The sequence below is a fragment of the Leptospira idonii genome, assembly GCF_004770995.1.
Classification (GTDB): Bacteria; Spirochaetota; Leptospiria; order Leptospirales; family Leptospiraceae; genus Leptospira_A; species Leptospira_A idonii.
Genome location: NZ_RQHW01000016.1, coordinates 140,719 through 156,447, shown reverse-complemented (window position 1 = coordinate 156,447; position 15,729 = coordinate 140,719). Strand labels below are relative to the sequence as shown.

Sequence of the window (15,729 nt, the reverse complement as noted above, 5' to 3'; positions counted from 1 at the left end):
ATGGGACTACGTAAGTTGATCACAACTCATATCGATCATCCGGAGTCTCACACTCTGAATCAGTATCGTACCGTGGGAGGATACCAATCTTCCTTAAAAGCTCTCACTACCATGACCGCAGAACAAATCATTAACGATGTGAAAAATTCAGGTCTTAGGGGAAGAGGGGGCGCCGGTTTTCCTACGGGAAACAAATGGAGTTTTATTCCTAAAACGGACAAACCTAAGTATCTCATCTGCAATGGAGACGAAGGGGAGCCGGGAACATTCAAAGATCGACTTCTCATCGAAAAACTTCCTCATATGCTCATCGAAGGGATGATCATTGCCGCAAAAGCAATCGATTCCCACCAAGGTTATATTTATATCAGAGGAGAATTCAAAAAGGGACTCGATACCGTAGAAAAGGCTGTGGAAGAAGCGTATGCCGCAGGGATTTTGGGAAAAAATATCCAAGGTTCCGGCTTCGATTTCGATCTGGCAGTTTATTCCGGCGCAGGCGCTTATATTTGCGGAGAAGAATCCGCACTCATCAATTCCTTAGAGGGAAGGAGGGGCCATCCTAGACTTAAGCCTCCTTTTCCTGCCGTATCCGGTTTGTACGCTTGCCCGACTGTAGTCAATAATGTGGAAACATTTTGTAACGTCCCTCATATCATTGCGATGACAGGTGAGGAATACAAAAAGATAGGAACGGAAAAATCTCCAGGTACCAGAATGTTCGCAGTCAGCGGTCATGTGAAAAAGCCGGGGATTTATGAAGTGGAACTGGGAACTCCTTTGAAGGAGTTGATCTATGATATTTGCGGCGGAATCAAAAACGATAAAAATTTGAAAGCGGTGATTCCCGGCGGCTCTTCCGCTCCGATTTTAAATTATGAGGAAGCGATGACTGCGACTATGGATTTCGAATCCATTGCCAGCCTCAAATCCATGTTAGGTTCCGGTGCGGTCATCATCCTTTCCGAGGAAGCTGATCTTGTGGAAACCACATATCGTTTGGCGGAGTTTTATTCCCATGAATCCTGCGGTCAGTGTACTCCTTGCAGAGAAGGGACTCACTGGGTTGCGGATATTTTAGGTAAAATCAGAAACGGCAATGGAACACAGAAAGATGTGGATCTGATCTTCTCTCTTTCCCGCAATATGGAAGGGGGAACTACCATTTGTCCTTTGGCGGATGCATGTGTGATGGCGGTTCGGCCCACAATGCAAAAGTTCAAGGACGAGTTTGCCAAAAGGCTGAAACCGGTCGGAAACGAAGACCAATCGAAAAAAGAAGTAGCCAATGTCGGCTAAAAGGGCAATTTAGAAGCAAATGGAATGGGGTTTTATTCTTGCATGGGCGATCAAAATTCTCGCTCTTTTTGTGATCATTCTGACGGGAGTTGCTTATTATACTCTCGCAGAACGTAAGTTCGCCGGTTTCATTCAGGATCGTCCCGGTCCCAATCGGGCGGGTCCTTTCGGTATCTTTCAGCCGTTAGCCGACGGTATCAAGTTTATCGCCAAAGAGGAAATTTTTCCTAAGAACGTCTCGAAAGGGATGTATCTTTTGGCTCCCACCATCTCCATGACCTGCGCCATTATGGCTTGGGCAGTGATTCCTTTCGGAGGAACGATCCCTGCACCTGAGTGGCTCACTGCTTTGACAGGGGTTGCCTCCATCGACTTGCAAGTTGCCAATCCTGATTCAGGGGTTTTGTATCTGCTTGCCGTTTCCTCTATGGCAGTCTACGGAATCATGATCGCCGGATGGGCAAGTAATAATAAGTATTCTCTTCTCGGGGGAATTAGATCCACGGCACAGATGATCAGCTACGAACTTCCTATGGGACTTTCCATTGTGGTAATCGTGATCATGACCGGTTCTCTTCGTTTAACGGAAATTAGTAATGCTCAGTCGGATGTTTGGAACATACTGACTCCTCCTGGTTTTGTCGCTTTTTTCATTTATGTAACCGCTATGTTTGCGGAAACAAACCGTTTGCCTTTCGATTTGGCGGAAGCGGAATCGGAGTTGGTAGTTGGATTCCATACGGAATACGGTGCATTTAAATTCGCTATGTTCTTCCTTGCGGAATATATGAACATGATCACTATGTCCTGCCTCACCACCTTACTCTTTTTCGGAGGATACAATGTTCCTTTCGGAATCGGTAAAGGTATGGAATGGGAAGCTTTTGCGGGACTTGCTTTTTTCATCGGTAAGGTTTTATTTTTTGCATTCCTATTCATTTGGGTGAGATGGACTCTTCCCAGATTCCGTTATGATCAATTGATGAAACTGGGCTGGAAAAAAATGATTCCTTGGGGACTTTTTGCGGTGATGTTCGCTTCCGTTTACACCGTGTATTGGAAAGATGCTTGGGTGAAATTGTTCTTATGAATCTTGATCTGAATCCTGAACTTTTATTCTTTTTCCTGTTTGCTTCTGTGGCAATCATCACTGCACTCAGTGTTGTTTTTCAGAAAAACCCTGTGATCTCTGCCGTGTCTCTTGTTTTTACTTTTTTTTCTTTGGCGGGCATCTATGGAATTATGGGTGCTCTGTTCATTGCCACGATGCAGGTGTTAGTGTATGCGGGAGCCATTATGGTTCTTGTGGTTTTTGTGCTGATGCTTTTATCTCAAAGGGCTGAGAACCTTTCCCAGTTTTTGAACCGTCCCATTCGAATCGCAGCTCTTTCTTTCCTTGCGGTTTTGTTCTTTTTCGCTTTGTATTCTGCGTTGGGAACAGGAGTTCCTTTTTCACAAACGGAAGGAAAAGGTTATTCGAAGACGGAAGTTTCCTCTTATGAATATCCGATCCAAGGAACTAGTTCTGTTCCTGCACAAGGAAATGTGGCGACTGTCGGTGCCGCTACCTATTTGGAATACGTTCTTCCTTTCGAGCTGATTTCTTTGCTCCTTCTTGTTGCGGTGATCGGTGCAGTCATTCTCGCCAAAAAGAAATTAGGTGAAAGTGAAACGACCAAGGACAATATCTTATGAATGAACTCATTTCCGGCATTCCGGTTTCTTATTTTTTAGGCCTTGCTGGGATTTTATTTTCCATCGGGGTTTTGGGCGTTTTGATGCGCCGCAATGCGGTAGTCATCTTTATGTCCGTAGAACTGATATTGAATTCAGTGAATCTTGTATTTGTCACTTTTTCCAAAACTCTCTCCAACGTATCGGGAGAGGTGGTTGTGTTTTTTGTGATGGCGATTGCCGCAGCGGAAGCAGCGGTGGGACTAGCTCTTGTGATCGCAATTTTCCGTCATACAAAGTCTTCCAATGTAGATGAATTGCAAACTATGAAGTGGTAACCATGTTAGACATATTCCCGTTAGTCGTCTTACTTCCCTTACTCGGATTCCTGCACAATGCGCTTCTGAGAAATAAAATTCCTGCTCGTTTTGCAGGAGTGATCGGGACTCTTACCGTTTTTCTTTCCTTTTTGATCACACTTGCTTCCTTTTTCGAATTTCGTCCTATGGAAAGAACGGCTCCCCATCTTGTGAATCTGTTCCCTTGGATTCATGTGGGAAATTTCCAAGCGGATATCGCTTATCAAATCGACCAGTTATCTTTGTATATGTGCCTGATCATCACCGGAATCGGTACATTGATCCATTTGTATTCTATGGGTTATATGAAGACCGATCCGGGATACAACCGCTTTTTCGCTTATTTAAACTTATTCGTATTCTCCATGTTAAACTTGGTTCTTTCCGACAACCTAGTTTTGACTTTCCTCGGTTGGGAAGGAGTGGGGCTCTGTTCTTATCTTCTCATCGGTTTCGAATACGAAAAAAACTCCGCAGCGGCTGCAGGAATGAAAGCCTTTGTGTTGAATCGTATCGGTGACGTGGGATTTATTTTAGGAACAGGGTTTTTGTTCTGGATTGCGGGAAGTGTTCGTTATGCGGATTTACAGACTTCCATTCCAGGCATTGCCGGATTTGCAGGATTCGCAAACATCATCGCTCTTTTCTTTTTTATCGCAGCCATGGGTAAGTCGGCTCAAGTTCCTCTTTATGTTTGGCTGCCGGATGCGATGGCGGGTCCTACTCCCGTATCCGCTTTGATTCATGCCGCAACGATGGTGACGGCTGGGGTGTTTTTGATCGCCCGTTTGAATTTCGTATTTTTGTTAGCCCCTGACACTTCTTTTTTCATCGCTTGCGTAGGTGCTTTTACTGCAATCTTTGCGGCAACTATAGGTGTGTTACAGAACGATATCAAAAAGATATTGGCTTATTCCACAGTATCTCAGTTAGGTTTTATGTTTCTTGCGATGGGAGTAGGAAGTTATGCGGCAGGTTTGTTTCACTTAATGACTCATGCCTTCTTTAAAGCCCTACTTTTCTTGGGTGCCGGTTCTGTGATTCATGCTCTTCATCATGAGCAGGACATTCGTAAAATGGGCGGATTGTTTTCCAAGATTCCAGTCACTGCTTGGACTTTTCTGATTGGAACGGTTGCGATCGCAGGGATCTTTCCTTTCTCCGGATTTTTCTCCAAAGATTTGATTTTAGAAAAAGCTTTCCTTTATCCAAAGTTCGGTCCTATCCTTTGGACTGTAGGCGTAGTCGCAGCTTTTTTCACTGCATTCTATATGTTCCGTTTGGTGTTCGTAGTTTTCTTTGCGAAAGACAATACGGACACTCATGGCAAAGTGATTCATGAATCTCCTCTTTCCATGACTCTTCCTTTAATTCTATTGGCTGTGGGTTCCGCAGGAATGGGGTTTTTACAAACTCCTCATTTTTTCTTAAACAGACACACTCTCAGTTCTTATTTTGCTCCCGTATTAAAACCGGGAATCGATCTTTCTACTGCACAAGGAACGGCTGTTCGTTTGAATGAACTTTCCGGTGCGGATGAGTTGAACTTAGCTTTGTTCTCTGTTGTCATCGCCGTCTTAGGAATCCTGCTTTCCTTTTTATTGTATCAATGGAAAAAGTCGGAGATTCTGGAAGAACATACCGGATTCCGTAAAATCCTATTTCATAAATACTATGTAGATGAAATCTATGATTTTCTAATCGTTCGTCCGTATCTTGCCGTTTCCCATTTGATTGCTTTCGTATTCGATCGTTTGGTGATCGATCGCTTTTTTGTTGGCATAGGTTATGGGATCGGTTGGGTAGGTCTCGGTTTAAGGAGAATCCAAACTGGATTTGTAGGAGACTACGCTCTTTATATCGTTCTAGGGTCTTTCGGTATCATCTTATATCTTTTGGTTAGGGGAGTCTAAACGATGCCCACTCAAATTTTATCCATCATCATCCTTCTCCCTCTGATCGGATCTCTTCTGATCACCTTTCAGAAAAGGGTCGGGGCGATCGTTTTGATTTCCGCTCTTTCTTCCGCATTTACTACGATTCTTTCTTTGTCTTTGTTTTTCTTTTTTGATACGGACAACAGTGGTCTTCAATTTGTGCATTGGATTCCGGATTGGATCGTATCCGGCAGGCTGAGTGTCGATTATCATTTGGGGTTGGACGGATTGTCCCTTCTGCTATTCGCACTGACTGCATTTTTGTTTTTTATCTCCAGCATCGCTTCTTGGTCCAATATTCCTAAGAAGATAAAAGAGTTTCATATCTGTTTATTGGTATTGGAAACTTCCGTCTTGGGTGTGTTTGCTGCAGGTAACTTGGTTTTGTTTTATGTGTTCTGGGAGATGATGGTTCTTCCTATGACACTTATGATCGGGGTCTGGGGAGGAGAGGAACGCACAAAGGCTGCTTTAAAATATTTCTTATTCTCTATGGCAGGTTCCTTGTTTATGTTAGGAGGGATTCTCACTCTTTATTTTAAGACGGGAAAAACTTCCATAGAGTCCCTTTCCACTGTGGATCTTTCTCTTTTTCCTGCATTTTTACAAGTGTTTTTGTTCTTTACATTTGCAATCGCCTTCTCCGTAAAAATTCCACTTTTCCCTTTTCATACATGGATGCCGGATGTTCACACTCAGGCACCTACCGTTGGTTCGGTGGATTTGGCGGGTGTGCTTTTAAAGATCGGTGCTTACGGATTCATTCGTTTCTGTATTCCTTTTTTTCCGGGAATCAGTTTGGAAACGAAGGAAATCTTCCAGGTTCTGGCTGTCGTGGGAATCATCTACGGTGCTATGGCAGCTTTGGTTCAGAAAGATATCAAAAGAATCATAGCTTATAGTTCTCTTTCCCACTTAGGATTTTGTGTTTTAGGTATTTTTTCTTTCACGGAAGAAGGTGCTGTGGGCGGGATGCTGCAGATGATCTCCCACGGTATTTCCACGGGGATGTTGTTCCTTATGATCGGGATGATCTATGAAAGAGCGAGAACTAGAGATATTTCCGAGTTCGGTGGGCTTGCCAAACAAATGCCTATTTTTTCCATCTTTTTTATGTTAGCTGTATTGTCTTCCGTAGGTCTCCCTGGTACCAACGGCTTTATTGGCGAATTTTTGATCTTAGTAGGAAGCATAAAGGCGAATTATTATTTGGGCGGGCTTGCTTCTTTCGGAGTCGTTTTCGGAGCCTTGTATTTACTTTGGTTCGTCAAACGTTTCTTATTCGGGATGAACAAAACCATCCAAGCGAGACCTTATAAGGATCTTAGTTTTAGAGAGATCAGTTTACTCACTCCTTTGGTCGTCGCTATTTTTTGGATAGGAATTTATCCTCAACCTTTTCTTGACATTTTGAAACCTTCAGCCAGAGTCTTTTTGAATTCCGCTTCCGTAACATCGATTCAAGCAAGAACGAATCCGATTCGGGATTTTGCAGGGCAACCGGTAGGTAAAGTATTTACGGATTATATTTCTTTAGGTGCACCTCTTTTGAGTTATGAAGAGAGGTTGGGGAAGTATGCTTCTCCTTATTCTTTAAAGCTGCATCCTACCATTCCTTCTTCTCATTCGAAAGAGGAAAGCGGTCATGAGAACTTGGAAGGAATCGAACAAAAGATTGAGTCCGATTTTTCTCCTAACTTAGAAACGGTGATTCCAGAGGGAAAAAAATAAATGTCTTACATCCCGAATACAAATGATCTTTTCGCTATTTTGCCAATGCTGATTTTATCAGGCACTGGGATTTTGCTTTTGGTGATTCAATTCCTTTTGCCGAAGAAAGAAGAATCCACCCCTCTCTGGGTTGTGAGTTTGATCGGACTTTTGGCTTCTTTGTTTTCCGTATGGTATGCGACGCAAAGCCCAGGATACGGTAAGTATTTTTTATCTCAGGTATCGATCAGCCCGATGACAGTTTGGTTGAATGTGATCTATTTGTTAGCTGGTATCGCCACTCTTTTGATTGCTCCTAAGTCTTTGGAGTCGAACAAGTCTCTTTTTCCTGAATTTTTTCCCCTACTTCTTTTTTGTATCACAGGGATGATGTTCCTTACTTCCGGTTATGACTTCATCGTCATTTTCGTAGGATTGGAAATTCTTTCTTTATGCCTTTATATCATGATCGGGATGGCACGTTCTTCTTTGCATTCTTTGGAGTCTGCAATGAAGTATTTTATTTTGGGTGCTTTCAGTTCCGGGTTTATGCTTTTAGGAATCGCCTTTTTGTACGGAGGTTCCGGTACAACGAATTTAGACGGTGCCTTACGGGGGCTTTTTCTAAAAGGTTTCGAGTCCAATTATTCCAAGTTAGGTTTCGGTCTTTTTTTAATCGGGATTTTCTTTAAGTCCGCACTGGTTCCGTTCCATGCTTGGACTCCTGATGTTTACGAAGGAGCTCAGACACCTATCACGGGTTTTATGGCATCCGCAGGAAAAGCGTCTGCTATGGGACTGCTTATGGTTCTTTTTCAACATATTCCTTCCGGTTATACGGGAGAATCTTGGAAGATATTGATCGGAGGGATCGGGCTTCTTTCCATGACTTGGGGAAATATAGTCGCTCTTCGCCAAACAAATGTTAAACGTATATTGGCTTATTCTTCCATTTCGCATGCGGGATATGTTTGTGCTGGGATTGCTTGCGGTGCTAACCTGGAAGCTTTGTATTATCTTTTCCTTTATTCGCTTATGAATCTGGCTGCATTCGGTGTGTTGACCTATTTAGAAGAGGGCAAAAGAATCGTGACCCTCGAATCGATTTCTCATTTGAGTGCTTCTTTTCCCTGGACTTCGATCGCTCTTTCCGTGATCTTTCTTTCCTTTGCCGGCCTTCCTCCTTTGATCGGCTTTTGGACTAAATTGTTTCTGCTTCAGAAAATCGCAGAGTCGGATTCTTTAGTGAATCGTGTGATTCTGTTTGTGGCCGTGGCAAATTCGGCGATCGCTTTCTATTATTATATGAAAATCACAATTCAGTCTTATATGAAGTCGGATTTAGGAGAGATTGCTTCCGAAGGCTCGTTGATGAGCCAGCCGGGGATAGGGATTGTGGTAGGTATTACAGTTTTAATCCTTTCCTTTGGATGGATTTTCTTTCAGCCGGGGTTTTTTCTGTAGGATTGTGGTACTTCTTACAGACAACCCCTTCCTGGTTCGTAATAGCAGAAATAATTCCATAATAGCAGAAAAAGGTTTGCATTATACCGGACTAGGACAATCGTAGAAAAAGAAGCTTTTCATATTTCAATAGAGAAAGAGGGACAATATGGCAACGATTCTTAGAAAAAACGAAGTAATCAAAGAAAATGACAAAGTGAAGCAGTTTCTGACTGGAAAAGGCATTGTGTATGAATCTTTTTCTGCTCCGGATGCTTTGGATCCCATTCTCAATCAAAAGTCGTTGAACGATGCCGAAAAAGAAGAGTTGCTTTCAGGTCTTGAATATAGATTCCAAGAATTGAAGGATAAATTCGGCTATAAAGCGAGAGATTTAGTTGTTCTACACGATGAAGTTCCTGGCATTAAGGATGTTTTAGCTAAATTCGACAAGCTGCATATTCACACGGATGAAGAAGTTCGTTATATCATAGACGGTTCCGGTGTTTTCGGATTCATTATTGGCGGTGAAAAATTTGAAGTTCACGTCGCTAAGGGAGATTTTATCTCCATTCCGGAAAATACAAATCATTGGTTCACCTTAGATGAAGCTTTCCGCATCAAAGCTGTCCGCTATTTTAAAGATAACAGCGGTTGGACTCCCGTTTATGTGGATGAGACTAAAGTATTAGCTGGTGTATAAATAGTTCCTTCCTGGATCTATATATTGTTTGATTGATGTTTTATAAATAGGAAAGGGATAGGCAGTTCTATCATAGAGTTGATGAACTTGGAGGCGTTGGAGGGACGTGGTATCTCTCACACCCCCCAACCCCCTCACCACAGCTAACCAACCTAACGATTCCCATTCTAACAAAAGCGAAAGAAGATGGCTTCTGGAAATACCCAAAGACTGAGCCATCAAATCCATTTCCAATAAATCACTTTCCCATACCCTGCAGCTGACTTTTTTCAGAGATTGATCTTTCTTTTGATAGGATCGGGTCAGTTTGTTTTTTTTGCGGGAGAGTTTTCCGTAATAAATCATGAAAGCGGACTCTTCCAACAGGCAGCGGATCTTATAAGAGAAAGTTCCTTTCTTTCGATGGAATAGAATATTTAGAAACTCTTCTGGGACCAAAAAAGAAGTATTTACCGTTTTGAAGGATTCGAAGCAAAAATCGATTTCCTGTTCGCTGGAAAAAGCAGAATCATCGTATGGTTCCGAAACATAAGAAGAGGGAAAATAGGCTGCATCCATGTTTGAATTTGTTTTTTAAATTCAAAATGGTTCCTGTTCCTTGGTGGAAAAAATAGAATGAAGATGAAAATGACTTCCGGCAAAGCCTAAGCAGAATTCGAGTCGATCGCTTCTCCAAACCACTCTACTATAAATTGCAGACTGCTTTTGCCCATAAAATAGTTTTCTTCCAACCTTCCTATGATATCAAAACTGTCTTTCTCTGACACAAGTTTTTGAAACTCTTCCCCTTTGTTCCAAACCATATATTTAATGGAACCGCTGCCTAAACAATGGAATCGAACGTGTTTCCCTCCACTGAGTGGTGTTAGATGAAACGGCTTCACCTTCTTTAGCGCCAACTTTACGTCAGGATTTCCTTGCCCGAAAGGTTCCATTACCTTCCATTCCTTATATAAAGAATCATTCACCTCTTCGGCGCTGACGGTAATGTCGGTAACGATCACATGTTCTTTTGATTTTGCGATTTCTTCTTGTAGCCAAATATCTGCTTGGTCATAAATAGCTTGTTCCAGTTTGGGAATATCCTGCAGTTTGATGGAAAAACCTCCCGCTTCCGGATGACCTCCGTATTGAAGAAAATGTTCCGAAACGGAATGCAAAAGTTCTAATACGTTTTCTTTTCCGAAGGAACGAATGGAACCCCTTGCGTCCCCGTGGTCGGGAGCCACAAAAATCGCAGGTCGTTTGAATTCTTCCACCATTCTAGTGGCAACGATACCGCTCACTCCCGGTTCCAGATCCGGTTCATAACAGAAAACGACAGGGTGTTCCGTCCTTTCCTTTTTCCTCTGGAAATACCGGGACACTCTGTCCATATTTCTTTTCGTTCTTTCCTTTCTTTCCGAATTTAGAAAAATAAGATCTTTTGCCTTCTTGTCCGATTCGATCGTGTTTTCGGATAATAAAAGTTTTACGGCTTCCTCCGTCTTTCCCATACGCCCTGCAGAATTGAGAACCGGGCCGATCGACCATCCCAAGTCTTTTGCGGAAATACTTTTAGGATTCAGTTTGAGTTCTTTGAGCAAGGAACTCATCCCATGCCTTTTTTTCTTCACGGAAGGATCCATAAATTTCAGTAGGGACTTTAAGGAAAGTTTCACGATCATCCTGTTTTCCCCGGAAAGAGGCATCATGTCCGTGATGGTTCCTATCCCGGCTAAATCGATTTCCTCTTCGAGAGTTGTGAAAAACTCGGGGATCGTTTCGCATTGTTTGAAAAATAGGAATCTTTCTTCATCCGAAGGGAGTTCTAATTTTTTTTTCTCATCTCTTAAGGGAAAAGGGGATGCAGGATTTTTTGAATCGGTAATCGAATCGTTTGTGAGTCGGACTCCGTTTTTAAAATAAATTTTTTTCCCTTCTTCCTCTTTCACATACAATTTTCCATATTCGGAACTCAAACGAAAGAGTAGTGCTTGGATCAGCTTAAAGGAAAGTACAGCAGTACATATTTTTTTTTCAGGATAATTCGAATCCAATCTTCTTGGATTCACTAAACATGTGTTCTGTGGGATGCGTGCAGGGATTTCGTGGTGATCCAATACGATCACTTTGATCCCTTCTGAAGTCAAAACATCTATCTCATCCGCTTGGGAAGATCCGAAGTCTAAAGTGATGAGTAAGTCTGGATTTACTTTTCTGATCTTAACCAAAGCTTCCTTGCAGAGTCCGTAAGGATCGCTTTCCGAAGAAGTCAATACGGACAACTGCAGCCCCTCGAAATAAGGATGAGACTTCAGGAAAAACGCAAGAAGACAGGTGGAGGACACTCCGTCCGAATCTCTATCCCCGTACAAAAGTATATGCTTTTTATTTTTCGTATATTCTAATATAACTTCTAAACATTCTTCTATATCGGGAAGAGAAAAAGGAGAATGAAGAAAGGAAAAATCCGCAGCTAAAAACTCATGAGGAGGGATTTTTTGTAACTCTTCTCTTTGATCTACCAGATAACGGAGAAGAGGTTTTTTTGAGGAAACTTTGGCTCTGATTTCGGACAAACTGGGTCCGAAATGAACCTTTGCTACATCAGACAATTGCCGATGATTTTGGAACCAGCTTCTACTTCCAGTCCTGGAGTTTTAATGTCCCCCACAACTTTTCCCGGTTTTTTCAACTCCACTTTTTCCTTCGCATCTACATTGCCTTTTAGGTTTCCTAAAACCACAAGAGATCCTACTTCTACATCCGCCTCTACATCTCCCGTTTCATCGATGATGAGTTTGCCCGGAGAAGTGATCGTGCCTTTGAATTGGCCTTTGATTTTGAGAGTTTGATTGAAGGAAAGTGTGCCACGAAAAGTGATATCATCGTTGATGATCGTGTCTATGGATTCGTCTTTCATAACTAAAGGATAGCCTGGACTTAGGAAGAGTTTTGGCAACTCGTTCGCATTCATAGGCTTGGGTAATTCCAAAAAAAGTTCCATTTTTCGCAGGTTTTCCCCTTGAATCATCCTTCCTGGAATAAATTATGGAGATGGGCGTTCCTTTTTGAGATTTCAAAAGATTTTACATACCCTCTTTTTAGCTATTTTAGCCGTTTTTATCAACGTAAACATCGTTGATGACCGATTTGTCGCCCCCCTAGAGGATCTTTCTCATCAATATCAGTCTTACGAACTGGAAGATACAACTCGTGTTTTTTCCGTTCATTCTAAAAAGCAAAATAAATGGGATGTGGTTTTACATATCTGCAAAACTCAGCCTTGTTTAGGGATCACCGAATTTTTCGTCCCCGACTTCGATTCTAAAATTTTTCTTCGCGAAATTCTTCTCTATTTCCACCTAATCAACCTTCCTCCTCCTTCTTTGGCGTGATTCTTGCTTAGATTTGCTTAGAGTGCTCTCTTTCGCAGATCTTAAACTAATTTTGCGAAAAAAGGAGCACAATCGTTCATGTTAGAAAAGATCATTCAGTTTTCCATTCAGAAAAGGGCTACGGTTTTAGTCGTCACCGCCACTTTAACTCTTCTGGGCCTTTATAATGCATTTCGTTTATCCATAGACGCCATTCCGGATGTAACAAACGTTCAAGTATCCGCAGTGACTTCCGTTCCCGGACTTTCTCCTTTGGAAGTGGAACAATTCATCACATACCCCGTAGAACTAGAATTTAACGGAATGCCTAAGGTGACAGAAATTCGTTCCATCTCCAGAACGGGGGTCAGTTCCGTAACAGTCATCTTTGAAGACGGAACAGATATCTATTTCGCTCGTCAGTTGGTGAACGAAAGACTCAAACAAGCGGAGAATTTTATTCCTAAATCTTACGGAAGACCGGAACTTTCTCCTGTCGCCACCGGTTTGGGAGATATCTACGAATTCGCATTGGTGTCAGAGACTCATACTCCGGAAGAATTGAGAACCGTGATGGAATGGGAAGTGGCAAGGCAGCTCCGTTCCGTCAAAGGAATCATCGATGTAAACGTAATCGGAGGGGATGCGAAACAATTCCAAATCAAAATCGATCCCAGACGTTTGCTTTCTCTCAATCTGACCCTTTCTCATATCACGGAAGCTTTGGAAGGCGCCAATATCAACTTAGGCGGTGGTTACATCCAGAAAGGAGAGGAACAGTTCGTCATCAGAGGGGAGAGCCAGTTTAAATCCCTGGAAGATATCAGCGCACTTTCCGTTCGTACTTCCCGTGACGGGATCCCTTTGACTTTGGGACAGATTGCGAAAGTGGAAACGGGCGCTGCACTTCGTTTCGGTCTTTCTACCAAAAACGGAAAAAGGGAAGTCGTCGGAGGAACGGCGATGATGCTTTTAGGAAGTAACTCTTTGGAAGTCGTGGGCAGAGTGAAAGAGAAGATGCAGGAGATCCAAAGTAAACTTCCTCCAGGGATGAAGATCGAGCCTTATTACGATAGATCCGAATTCATCGGAAGGACTCTATCCACCGTATTCACCAACTTAGTCGAAGCTGCCGTCATCGTACTTGTTTGTCTGATTTTGACTCTGGGAACCGTAAAAGGAGCTTTTGCAGTCGCACTTGCCATTCCTGTTTCCATGTTAGTCGCTACGATCCTGATGAATGCATTTGGAATCGTAGGGAACTTGATGTCCTTAGGAGCTCTCGACTTCGGGCTTCTTGTGGACGGTTCCATTGTTATGTTGGAATCCACCTTACACGGGTTCATTCTCAGGAAAACGTTCTTATTGTCCAAAACTTCCGCTCAAGATATGGAAGATGCCATGGAAGACGTTATTATGGAATCCTGCATTAAGGTAGTGAGAGCTTCCGCATTCAGTGTGGGGATCATCCTGCTTGTATATCTTCCTTTGATGACTTTGGAAGGTGTAGAAGGAAGAATGTTCCGTCCGATGGCGATCACAGTGGCATTCGCATTGGGTGCGGCACTTCTTTATTCCATCACGACATTCCCCGCGTTGATGACTCTTATCTACAAAAAACCTTTGTTACATGAATCTCATTTTTGGGAAAATTTTCAGAATAAATATTCCGAAATTCTCACTTACGGAATGAAATTCAAAAAACAATTCGCCATCGCAGGCGTAGGAGTCGTGTTCGTATCCTTTATGCTGGCGGGAACCTTAGGTTCCGAATTTTTACCTAGGATCGACGAGGGAGAAATCGCAGTAGATATCAAAAGGCTTCCTTCTACCGCAATCAATCATTCCAGAGATTTGAATTTGGAAATTGAGCGTACATTATTGAAATTCCCTGAAGTGACTTCCGTTGTTTCCCGCCAAGGAAGAGGGGAGTCCGCCGCAGAACCGATCGGTTCCGAAGAAGGGGAATCGATGGTGAAGTTGAAACCGAAAAAGGAATGGGTCACCGCAAAAGACAGGGAAACTCTGATGGAAAAAATGAAGGAAGCCATCGAAGAAACGGTTCCTTCCTCTTACATCAGTTTGTCGCAGCCGATCGAAAACAGGGTCAACGCTTTGTTATCCGGCTCTAAGGCCGATATCGTGATCAAAATTTACGGGGACGATTTAAAGACTCTCAAATCCATCGCAGATAATTACGCATCTAAGATTAGGAAAATCCCAGGAGCGGCTGACTTACGTGTTCAAAAACTTCTGGGGCTTCCTTTGCTCGAAATCAAAATGAACCGCCAAAACATGGCGAGATACGGCGTCCGTTCGGAAGAAGTTCTTACCACGATAGAAACTCTTCGTGTCGGTTTCAATGCGGGCAAAGTGTACGAAGGATACAAAAGATTCGACTTGATCGTAAGATTGGATGCGGACGTACGGGACATCGACGTAATTGAAAACGTTCCTGTAATGACTCAGTTAGGTGGAACTGTTCCTTTGGGGCAGGTAACGAATATCGTGATGACGGAAGGTCCTGCCGCACTTTATCACGAAGCTTTAAAAAGAAGAATCCTTGTGGAAGTGAACGTTCGAGGAAGGGATATGATCGGCTTCGTAAATGATGTCCAAAAAGCGACTCAGTCTATCGAAACCAATCTTCCTCAGGGATACTCCGTCGATTGGGGCGGTCAGTTCGAGAACTTCACTCGAGCGAAAGCGAGATTAGGACTAGTGATTCCAGTAGCAGGACTCATCATCTTTGCTATGTTGTTTGTCGCTTTCGGAAGCGTTTATTATGCATTAGGCGTTTTTATGCTGGTTCCTCTTTCCATGTCGGGAGGAATTCTTTCCCTTGTTTTGAGAGGACTTCCATTTTCCATTCCTGCGGGGGTGGGTTTCATCGCGGCAGCGGGTATTTCCGTGTTAAACGGGGTCGTTTATGCTTCCGCCTTGAAAGATCAATTGAAAGTTACGAAAGATCCTAGTAAGGCTGTGGTAGATGCTGCGGTTTATACTCTTCGTGCGGTAGCTACCACGGAACTTGTGGCCATCATAGGATTTTTACCGATGGCAATCGCTTCGAGTGCGGGTGCGGAAGTACAAAGACCTTTGGCAACAGTGGTAATGGGAGGAGTTCTTGTAGCAACTATCCTTTCCAGATTCCTTCTTCCGATCGGTTTCGAGTTTTTGGTGAAACTGGCACAAAGACAGGAAGCAAGAGAGAAAATCAGAGCAAAAAAGATGAATGAATACTT

At 42.9% G+C, this 15,729-nt stretch carries 12 protein-coding genes and 1 pseudogene; 10 read left to right on the top strand and 3 right to left on the bottom strand.

Translation table 11 applies throughout. From position 1 onward, the window contains the following. From nuoF to EHS15_RS05515, 8 genes are all read left to right on the top strand, one after another. Nucleotides 1-1,299: an NADH-quinone oxidoreductase subunit NuoF gene (gene nuoF / locus EHS15_RS05550; protein ID WP_135759553.1), complete on the top strand. Its 1,299-nt coding sequence runs from the start codon at nt 1-3 to the stop codon at nt 1,297-1,299. A 19-nt stretch (nt 1,300-1,318) separates the two neighbouring features. Then, complete coding sequence (gene nuoH / locus EHS15_RS05545; protein ID WP_135759552.1) at nt 1,319-2,389, top strand: NADH-quinone oxidoreductase subunit NuoH; 1,071 nt, start codon at nt 1,319-1,321, stop codon at nt 2,387-2,389. Then, nucleotides 2,386-2,994 carry an NADH-quinone oxidoreductase subunit J family protein gene (locus EHS15_RS05540; protein ID WP_246051908.1) on the top strand — a complete coding sequence of 203 codons (609 nt, stop codon included), beginning with the start codon at nt 2,386-2,388 and terminating at the stop codon, nt 2,992-2,994. Before nuoH ends, EHS15_RS05540 begins: the two co-directional genes overlap by 4 nt. Continuing rightward, nucleotides 2,991-3,311 (top strand): NADH-quinone oxidoreductase subunit NuoK, encoded by a 321-nt coding sequence (nuoK, locus tag EHS15_RS05535; RefSeq protein WP_135759550.1) that lies wholly within the window; start codon nt 2,991-2,993, stop codon nt 3,309-3,311. The genes EHS15_RS05540 and nuoK overlap by 4 nt, the downstream gene beginning before the upstream one ends. A 2-nt stretch (nt 3,312-3,313) precedes the next feature. Continuing rightward, nucleotides 3,314-5,245 (top strand): NADH-quinone oxidoreductase subunit L, encoded by a 1,932-nt coding sequence (nuoL, locus tag EHS15_RS05530; RefSeq protein WP_135759549.1) that lies wholly within the window; start codon nt 3,314-3,316, stop codon nt 5,243-5,245. 3 nt (nt 5,246-5,248) lie between these two features. Next, nucleotides 5,249-7,000, top strand: a complete 1,752-nt coding sequence (locus tag EHS15_RS05525) for a complex I subunit 4 family protein (RefSeq protein ID WP_135759548.1) — start codon at nt 5,249-5,251, stop codon at nt 6,998-7,000. After that, nucleotides 7,001-8,443: an NADH-quinone oxidoreductase subunit N gene (locus EHS15_RS05520; RefSeq protein ID WP_135759547.1), complete on the top strand. Its 1,443-nt coding sequence runs from the start codon at nt 7,001-7,003 to the stop codon at nt 8,441-8,443. A 148-nt stretch (nt 8,444-8,591) separates the two neighbouring features. Continuing rightward, on the top strand, nt 8,592-9,125 hold the full coding sequence (locus tag EHS15_RS05515) for a cupin domain-containing protein (RefSeq protein WP_135759546.1): 534 nt from the start codon (nt 8,592-8,594) through the stop codon (nt 9,123-9,125). Here the strand turns inward: EHS15_RS05515 and EHS15_RS05510 are convergent. From EHS15_RS05510 to EHS15_RS05500, 3 genes are all read right to left on the bottom strand, one after another. After that, on the bottom strand, nt 9,111-9,683 hold the full coding sequence (locus EHS15_RS05510) for a DUF1564 family protein (protein ID WP_135759545.1): 573 nt from the start codon (nt 9,681-9,683) through the stop codon (nt 9,111-9,113). The genes EHS15_RS05515 and EHS15_RS05510 overlap by 15 nt on opposite strands. 86 nt (nt 9,684-9,769) lie before the next feature. Continuing rightward, nucleotides 9,770-11,722: a single-stranded-DNA-specific exonuclease RecJ gene (gene recJ, locus EHS15_RS05505; RefSeq protein ID WP_135759544.1), complete on the bottom strand. Its 1,953-nt coding sequence runs from the start codon at nt 11,720-11,722 to the stop codon at nt 9,770-9,772. After that, on the bottom strand, nt 11,710-12,030 hold the full coding sequence (locus EHS15_RS05500) for a bactofilin family protein (RefSeq protein WP_135759614.1): 321 nt from the start codon (nt 12,028-12,030) through the stop codon (nt 11,710-11,712). The genes recJ and EHS15_RS05500 overlap by 13 nt, the downstream gene beginning before the upstream one ends. Nucleotides 12,031-12,178: 148 nt before the next feature. Here EHS15_RS05500 and EHS15_RS05495 point away from each other — a divergent pair, with 148 nt between their 5' ends. Beyond that, nucleotides 12,179-12,505: a hypothetical protein gene (locus tag EHS15_RS05495; protein WP_135759543.1), complete on the top strand. Its 327-nt coding sequence runs from the start codon at nt 12,179-12,181 to the stop codon at nt 12,503-12,505. A 78-nt stretch (nt 12,506-12,583) separates the two neighbouring features. Further along, nucleotides 12,584-15,724, top strand: a pseudogene (locus EHS15_RS05490) (efflux RND transporter permease subunit); the annotation flags it as partial. Nucleotides 15,725-15,729 lie beyond the last annotated feature (5 nt).